The 7,447-nt window shown below is 69.4% G+C and carries 6 protein-coding genes and 2 pseudogenes; 4 read left to right on the top strand and 4 right to left on the bottom strand.

The features are described from left to right. The 3 genes and pseudogenes from AC2W7C_RS11060 to AC2W7C_RS11070 form a co-directional block, all read right to left on the bottom strand. Window positions 1-430 (bottom strand): alpha/beta hydrolase (locus AC2W7C_RS11060; RefSeq protein WP_486001492.1); only part of this gene is annotated, 430 nt, incomplete at its 3' end. A gap of 31 nt (window positions 431-461) precedes the next feature. After that, a pseudogene (locus tag AC2W7C_RS11065) lies at window positions 462-1,084 on the bottom strand (uracil-DNA glycosylase family protein). An 8-nt stretch (window positions 1,085-1,092) separates the two neighbouring features. Then, window positions 1,093-1,407 carry a DUF3253 domain-containing protein gene (locus AC2W7C_RS11070; RefSeq protein ID WP_486001493.1) on the bottom strand — a complete coding sequence of 105 codons (315 nt, stop codon included), beginning with the start codon at window positions 1,405-1,407 and terminating at the stop codon, window positions 1,093-1,095. 48 nt (window positions 1,408-1,455) lie between these two features. Here AC2W7C_RS11070 and AC2W7C_RS11075 point away from each other — a divergent pair, with 48 nt between their 5' ends. Further along, entirely contained in the window at window positions 1,456-1,890 is a 435-nt protein-coding gene (locus AC2W7C_RS11075; RefSeq protein WP_486001497.1) for a PaaI family thioesterase, read from the top strand. A gap of 10 nt (window positions 1,891-1,900) precedes the next feature. Here the strand turns inward: AC2W7C_RS11075 and AC2W7C_RS11080 are convergent, their stop codons facing one another. Then, the gene (locus tag AC2W7C_RS11080) at window positions 1,901-2,395 is read right to left on the bottom strand and encodes a TetR/AcrR family transcriptional regulator (protein ID WP_486001494.1); all 495 of its coding nucleotides are present in this window, start codon (window positions 2,393-2,395) and stop codon (window positions 1,901-1,903) included. A gap of 276 nt (window positions 2,396-2,671) precedes the next feature. Between AC2W7C_RS11080 and AC2W7C_RS11085 the strand changes: the two genes are divergently transcribed. From AC2W7C_RS11085 to AC2W7C_RS11095, 3 genes and pseudogenes are all read left to right on the top strand, one after another. Then, on the top strand, window positions 2,672-3,868 hold the full coding sequence (locus AC2W7C_RS11085; RefSeq protein WP_486001495.1) for an efflux RND transporter periplasmic adaptor subunit: 1,197 nt from the start codon (window positions 2,672-2,674) through the stop codon (window positions 3,866-3,868). A 7-nt stretch (window positions 3,869-3,875) separates the two neighbouring features. Further along, window positions 3,876-7,130 carry an efflux RND transporter permease subunit gene (locus AC2W7C_RS11090; RefSeq protein WP_486001496.1) on the top strand — a complete coding sequence of 1,085 codons (3,255 nt, stop codon included), beginning with the start codon at window positions 3,876-3,878 and terminating at the stop codon, window positions 7,128-7,130. After that, window positions 7,130-7,447: pseudogene (locus tag AC2W7C_RS11095) on the top strand (TolC family protein); the annotation flags it as partial. The gene AC2W7C_RS11090 and the pseudogene AC2W7C_RS11095, both read left to right, overlap by 1 nt.

The raw sequence follows: 7,447 nt of genomic DNA on the forward strand, positions 1-7,447 counted from the left end.
AGGGCGGACGGCGGTGCGCAGGTCTTTCGGTCATGCGCGCCTGCCCGGCCCAGACGCCGCGGCCGGGCGCCTCGCCGAACCCGCGCTGGTCGACGGCCCAGGTCTCGATACCGTGCTCCGCCCACCAGGGTCCTGCGAGCCGGAACGAGGCGCGGGAGTCGTTCATGCCGTGAAGCGCGACGATCACCGCCCAGGGCTCGCCGTCGGGGATCCAGCGGGCCAGCGGCAGGCGAGCGCCGTCGTCCATGACCAGGGCGTCCCCCTCGACGGTCGGACCGGCGAAGCCGGGCGGCGGGGTCAGGGCGGGCTGGATCGCGGGCGTGGCGCAGGCGGCGAGCGTGAGCGTAAGCGTAAGCGCGATCAGTCCCCTCCGCCGCTCATCCCCGCGAACGCGGGGACCCAGTGCTTTGGGCGATTGGCGCCAGAGCATTCGCGAAGCCCTCAATCCCACGCCACGCGCCTCATGAAAGAACTGGGTCCCCGCGTTCGCGGGGACGAGCGGAAGAAGACAGGATGCCACGCACCCTGGCCCGCAGATAGGGCAGCACCTCCGCCTCGAACCACGGGTTCCGCTTCAGCCAGGCCGTGTTGCGCCAGGACGGATGCGGCAGGGGCAGGACGGCGGGCGCATACTCGCGCCAGGCGCGGACGGTGTCGGTCATGTTCGCCCGGGCCCGGTCCCCCAGCGCCCAGCCCTGGCGTAGCCGCCGACCAACAGGGTCAGCTCGACCTGAGGAAGCTCCGCCAGCAGGCGCGGCCGCCACAGTTCGGCGCAGCGGCGTGGCGGCGGATAGTCCCCGCCCTTCGACGCCGTGCCGGGATAGCAGAAGGCCTGGGCGGCGACGCCGATCCGACGATCCGCATAGAAGGTCTCGTAGTCGACGCCCAGCCAGTCGCGCAGCCGATCGCCGGACGGATCGGTGAACGGCCGGCCGCTCTCGTGCACGCGCCGGCCGGGCGCCTGGCCGCAGATCAGCAGCCGGGTCTCGGGAAAGACATGAATGACGGGCCGCGGCGCGTGCGGAAACTGCCCCAGGCAGGCGCGGCAGGCGCGGATGTCGGCGAGGACTTGGTCCAGGCCCATGCGACCGCTCAGTCCTCGTCGTCCTCGGCCTTCGGCGGCAGCGCCGCCAGGGCCGCGGCGGTCTCGGCCTCGGTCGGGAGGCGCAGACGAATGACGCCCTTGAAGCTGGACGGGTCGACGGCCTTGCCCTTCTTGGTGATGGTCAGCCGGCCCTGGCGCATCAGGCCCAGGGCGCAGGCCTTCACCTTGGGCAGCATGCGCTGCCACTGCTCCGGCTGCAGGTCCTTGGCCACGTCGGCCGGCTCGATGCTCTTGCCGCCGACGCCCTTGGGGTCGGCCTTCGCCAATTTTTCGAAGATGGCGGTTTCGATGGGATCGCTCATTGGGCCTATATGCTGCATTGCGAGAGCGAGAAGAAGGTGGAGCGCGAGATGGTCGCCAAAGTCACGATCACCGAAGGCGAGTTCACCGGCTGGCAGACCTACGACCTGCACGGGACCTTCGACACCGTGGTGGGTCCCTTCTACTTCAAGCCGGATCCCGACGGGCGGATGCGCTGCGCCTTCCGGGCCGAGCCCAAGCACATGAACGCCGGCGGCCGGATGCACGGCGGCTGCCTGATGACCTTCGCCGACATCTCGCTGTTCCAGACCGCCTATCAGGAGATGGAGGGCGCCTCGGGCGTGACCGTGTCGCTGGATTCCACCTTCATCGACGGCGCCTACGTCGGCGAGCTGGTCGAAGCCACGGGCGAGGTGGTGCGGGCGGGCAAGAGCCTGATCTTCGTGCGCGGCCAGATCAGCGTCGAAACGCGCATCCTGATGACCTTCTCGGGCGTGATCCGGAAGTTCGAGAAGCGCGGCTGAGACCCCGAAGCTAGTGGTTGGTCACCAGGGCCGGGCCGGGGCCGTCCCCGTCGATGATGTCCTGGAGCATGACGCCCATGCGCTCGGCCATGCGCTCGCACTGATCGGCCGAGAAACCGAAGCCGCCGGTGACCTCGCGGCTGACGGCCATGCCCATGATGAAGGCCGCCGCCAGACGGGCGCGGATGGGGCCGTCCTCGCCGCCGACCCACTCGGCGAACGGGCCGTAGAAGCGCTCGTTGGCGCTGCGCTGGACGATCTCCATGGCCTTGGTCGAGGCGATGGAGCGAAGCAGGATCAGCAGGCCCTTGAGCTTGGTCTCGCTCTTGGCTTCGAAGATGACCTCGCGGGCGACCCGGCGGCCGAAGGTGTCGCGGTCGCCGGCCATCAGGGCGCCGCCGTTGTCGCAGGTGCTCAGGACCGAGGCGAACAGGTCCTCCTTGGAGCCGAAGTAGCGGGACACCAAGGCGGCGTCGACGCCGACGTCGCCGGCGATGTCGCGCATGCCGACGTCGTCATAGCTTTCGCGCGCGAACCTCTCGAGGAGGCGTTCAGGATAGCAGCGCGGGTCGCCTCGGCGTTTCTTGGCCGAGGCGCGACATGACAAAAACAACGGGTTAGGTCTCCAGAATAGCCCCAGCTGCAATATGGCTTTGTCAACGCCCGTTGACAAGGAAGGGGTGGATCACCATTAAGTCACCGGGCGTTGACTAGCGGCCTCCTCCCCGATGCGCCGCGGTCGACAGAGACAGGGATTGCTCCCATTCGGAGACTAGCGTTCATGCGCACGGCGAAGATCGTGGCCGCGGCCGTCCTTATGACGACCGCGCTTTATGGCTGTTCCCAGAGGAGCGAAGCCCAGGCCCCGCCGGCGCCGGCGGTGACCGTGGCCACGCCCCTGGTTCAGACGATTCAGGATTGGGACGAGTTCACGGGCCGCTTCGAGGCGACCCAGGCGGTCGAGGTGCGCGCGCGCGTCGGCGGCTACATCTCGGCCGTCCATTTCCGTGACGGCGACTACGTCCGACAGGGCCAGCTGCTGTTCACCCTGGACCCGCGCCCGGCGCAGGCGGCCCTGGCTTCGGCCCGCGCCCAGCTGTCCCAGGCGCAGGCCCAGCTGAATCTGGCCCGCACCGAGTTCACCCGCGCCGAGACGCTGCTGGCCTCGCAGGCCGTGTCCCAGGCCGAGTTCGACACCCGCCGCGGCGCGGTTCAGCAGGCCGAGGCCTCGGTCGCGGCCGCCAACGCCGCCGTCCGCGCACGTCAGCTGGACCTGGAGTTCACCCGCGTCACCGCGCCGATCTCGGGCCGCGTGTCCGACCGCCGCGTCGATCCGGGCAATCTGGTCGCCGGCGGCTCGTCGGCCGCCGACGTGCTGACCACCGTGGTCTCCAGCGCGCCGATCCACTTCGTCTTCGACGGCTCGGAAGCCGTGCTGCTGAAGTACCAGCGTCAGGCCCGCCAGGGCGCGGCGCCGATCCAGGTGCGCCTGCAGGACGAGACCAGCTACACCCGTTCGGGCCGGCTGGACTTCACCGACAACGCGGTGGACACGGCCTCGGGCGTCATCCGCCTGCGCGCGCTGATCCCCAACGCGGACGGCTTCCTGAAGCCCGGCATGTTCGGCCAGGCCCGCCTGGCCGGCGCCGGCAGCTACCAGGCCATGCTGGTGCCCGACGCCGCGATCGCCACCGACCAGGCCCGCCGCATCGTCTACGTGGTCGGCCGCGACAACGCGGTCGCCCCGCGCCCGGTGCAGCTGGGGCCGCTCGTGGACGGCCTGCGGGTCATCCGCTCGGGCCTCCAGCCGACCGACCGCGTCATCATCAACGGCGTCCAGCGCATCCAGCAGCCGGGCATGAAGGTGCAGCCGAAGAACGGCCGCATCGCCCCGGTCGCGCAGCAGTCGCAGGCTCCGGTCACCACAGTGGCTCCCGCCTCGACCGCCACGTTCGCCAACAGCGTCTCGGGCGACTGATCGCGCCATGAACATCTCACGCTTCTTCATCGACAGGCCGATATTCGCGGCCGTCATCTCGGTGTTCATCACCCTGCTGGGCGCGTTCGCCTATCCGCTGCTGCCGCTGTCGCAGTATCCGGAGATCGCGCCGCCCACCATCGCGGTGACCGCCGTCTATCCGGGCGCCTCGGCCGAGACCATGGCCGAGACCGTGGCCGCGCCGATCGAGCAGGAGGTCAACGGGGTCGAGCGAATGCTCTACATCTCGTCGTCCTCGACCTCGGACGGGGTGGCGACGATCACCGTCACCTTCGAACCCGGAACCGACCTCGACGCCGCCCAGGTGCTGGTCCAGAACCGGGTTTCGCTGGCCGAGCCCCGCCTGCCTGAACCGGTGCGCCAGATCGGCGTGACCGTGAACAAGCAGCAGCAGGACTTCCTGCTGATCGTGGGTCTGACCTCGCCCGACCGAAGCCTGGCCAACGACTACATCGGCAACTACGCCAACTCGACGCTGCGCGACCGCTTCCTGCGGCTGGACGGCGTGGGCGCGGTGCAGGTGTTCGGCGGCGGCAACTATTCGATGCGGGTCTGGATCGACCCGGCGAAGGCGGCCGCCCGCAACCTGACGGCCCAGGAGATCGTGGGCGCCCTGCGCGCTCAGAACAGCTCGGCCGCCGCCGGCGCCATCGGCCAGCCGCCCTTCCCGACCAACGCCGCGGCCTTCCAGCTGCCGGTGCAGGTCCAGTCGCGCCTGAGCAGCCCGGACCAGTTCGGCGAGATCGTCATCAAGACCGACGCCCAGGGACGCACCACCCGCGTCCGCGACGTCGCCCGCGTCGAGCTGGGATCGCAGGACTACGGCATCCGCGGCTATTTCGACGGCCAGCCGGGCGTCGCCCTGGCGATCCAGCAGCAGCCCGGCGCCAACGCGCTGGACACCGCCGCCAAGGTCATGGCCGAGATCGAGGCCGTGAAGGCCCAGCTGCCCCAGGGCATGGCCATCTCGGTCCCCTACAACCCGACGGAGTTCGTGGCCGAGTCGGTCAAGGCGGTCGAGCACACCGTGTTCGAGGCGATGATCCTGGTCGTGCTGGTGGTCATCGTCTTCCTGCAGACCTGGCGCGCCGCCATCATCCCGATCGTGGCCATCCCCGTGTCGCTGGTCGGCACCTTCGCGGTGCTGCTGGCGCTGGGCTATTCGATCAACTCGCTGTCGCTGTTCGGCCTGGTGCTGGCCATCGGCATCGTGGTCGACGACGCCATCGTCGTGGTCGAGAACGTCGAGCGCTATATCCGACAGGGGCTGACGCCCAAGGAGGCCGCCTATCGGTCGATGAAGGAAGTGTCCGGCGCCCTGATCGCCATCGGCCTGGTGCTCGTGTCGGTGTTCGTGCCGACCGCCTTCGTGCCCGGCATCCCCGGCATCTTCTACCAGCAGTTCGCGGTGACCATCGCCTCGGCCTCGGTGATCTCGCTGCTGGTCTCGCTGACCCTGTCGCCGGCCATGGCCGCGGTGCTGCTGAAGCCCCACGACCTGCACTCCGAACCGGTGCGCAAGCCGGGCCTGTGGAACTCCATCACCTGGTACGGCGGCTGGGCCGGCCGCCGCTTCAACGACGGCTTCGACTGGCTGTCGGACAAGTACGGCCGCCTCACCGCCCGCCTGGTGCGCGCCGTCGCCATCGTGCTGGTGATCTACGCCGGCCTGCTGGCGGCGACCGCCTGGCGCGTGCTGGAGACTCCGACCGGATTCATCCCGGACCAGGACCAGGGCTATCTGATCGGCGTGATCCAGCTGCCCGCGGGCGCTTCGCTGGAACGCACCGAAGCTGTGATGACCCAGGCCCGGAACATCATCGAGAAGACCGAGGGCGTTGACGGCACCGTGGCCTTCGCCGGCCTGGACGGCGCCAGCTTCTCGTTCGGCTCCAACTCGGCGACCATCTTCGTCCGCCTGGACGAGTTCGATCACCGCAAGACGCCCGAAACGGCGGCCGCCGCCCTGGCCGGAGCCATCACCGGCGCGACCTTCGGCATCGAGGACGCCAACATCTTCGTCATCGCCCCGCCCTCGGTCCAAGGCCTGGGCAACGGCAACGGCTTCAAGATGATGATCCAGGATCGCTCCGGCGGCGGCTATCGCGCGCTGGAGGGAGCCACCTTCGCCATGATGGGCGCCGCGGCTCAGTCGCCGGAGCGCGTGCAGCAGGTCTTCTCGCTGTACAACACCGGCTCGCCGCGGATCTCCGCCGACGTCGACCGCGACAAGGCGCTGATGATGGGCGTCCAGCCCCAGGACGTATTCGACACCCTGGGGATCTATCTGGGCTCGGCCTACGTCAACGACTTCAACTTCCTGGGCCGCACGTTCCGCGTGACCGCCCAGGCGGAGCCGTCCTATCGCGACGACACGGCCGACATCGCCAATCTGAAGACCCGTTCGGCCTCCGGCGCCATGGTGCCGATCGGCTCGGTGGCGACGCTGAACGACGACTCCGGCCCGTCGCGGGTGGTGCGCTACAACCTGTTCCCGGCTTCCGAGCTGCAGGGGCAGGCGGCGCCGGGCGTCTCGTCCGGCCAGGCCCTGGCGACCATGGAACAGCTGGCGGCCAACGCCTTGCCGCCCGGTTTCTCGTACGAATGGACCGAACTGGCCCTGCAGGAGAAGCTGGCGGGAGGCGGCGGGACGACGCTGGTCTTCCTGATGGCCGTGATCTTCGTCTTCCTGGTTCTGGCGGCCCAGTACGAGGCCTTCACCCTACCGCTCGCCGTGGTGCTGATCGTGCCGATGTGCGTGCTGGCGGCCATGATCGGGGTCAATCTGCGCGGCCTCGACAACAACATCCTGGTCCAGATCGGGCTGGTGGTGCTGATCGCCCTGGCGGCGAAGAATGCGATCCTGATCGTGGAGTTCGCCAAGCAGGCCGAGGAAGACGACGGGATGAACCGCTGGGATGCGGCCATCCAGGCGGCCCGGACCCGTCTGCGGCCGATCCTGATGACCTCGTTCGCCTTCATCTTCGGCGTCGTGCCGCTGATGCTGGCGACCGGCCCTGGCGCGGAGATGCGTCAGTCGCTGGGCACGGCGGTGTTCTCGGGCATGCTGGGCGTGACGCTCTTCGGCCTGATCTTCACCCCGGTGTTCTACGTCATCAGCCGCTGGCTGGCGTCGAAGATGCCCCAGCCTCCGGTCAAGGAGAAAGAGATCCCGACCACCGGCGGCCTGCCGCCTCATGAACAACCCGAGCCGGCTGCACCGCGGCTGGGAGACGCTTGATGACGATCCGACCCTCTCTCCGGTTCCTGACCGCAACCGCCGGAGCCAGCCTTCTGCTGGCCTCGTGCGCGGTCGGGCCGAAGGCGCCTGACGCTACCCTTCCCCCCTCAGCGTCGGGCGCCTTCATGGGATCCGCCAACCCCGCGGTGACGGCCCAGGCCGTTCCCCGGGACGATTGGTGGCGCCTGTACGACGACGCGGTGCTGGACGACCTGATCGCCCAGGCGCTGACGAACAACAACGAGCTGGAGGCCGCGGCCGCCAACCTGCGCCGCGTCCGCGCGGCGCTAGGCGAGGCGCGCACCGCCCGCCTGCCC

The sequence above is a fragment of the Brevundimonas sp. CURTG3B2_SDJG genome (assembly GCF_057364705.1).